Annotated in this window: 1 protein-coding gene; it reads right to left on the minus strand. The window is 72.5% G+C overall.

What is annotated here, in order from left to right:
- The coding region (locus C2142_RS30310; RefSeq protein ID WP_148646630.1) for an AMP-binding protein at nt 1–393 on the minus strand (393 nt) is incomplete at both ends.

Below are 393 nucleotides of genomic sequence, written 5' to 3' on the forward strand. Positions count from 1 at the left end.
GGGCTCCCCACAGTTCCCAGACGGAGAAGTCGAAGGCGAGGGAGTGGAAGAGGGTCCACACGTCGGTGCGGTCGAAGTGGAAGTGGTCCTGGGCCGCGGTGAACAGGCGGGCGGCCTGGGCGTGTTCGATCAGTACGCCCTTGGGCTGGCCGGTGGAGCCGGAGGTGTAGATGACGTAGGCCAGCTGCCCGGGCAGCGGCACGACCTCCGCCGCGCCGTCCGCGCCGTCCGCGCCGTCCGCGGTGTCCGTGCCGGCCGCGCCGTTCGCGGTGTCCGCGGTGGTGGAGCCGTTCGCGGTGTCCGCGGTGGTGGAGCCGTTCGCGGTGTCCGCGGTGGTGGAGCCGTTCGCGGTGTCCGTGGTGGTGGAGCCGTTCGCGGTGTCCGTGGTGGTGG

This window comes from Streptomyces sp. CB01881 (genome assembly GCF_002953255.1).
In the GTDB taxonomy this organism is placed as follows: Bacteria; Actinomycetota; Actinomycetes; order Streptomycetales; family Streptomycetaceae; genus Kitasatospora.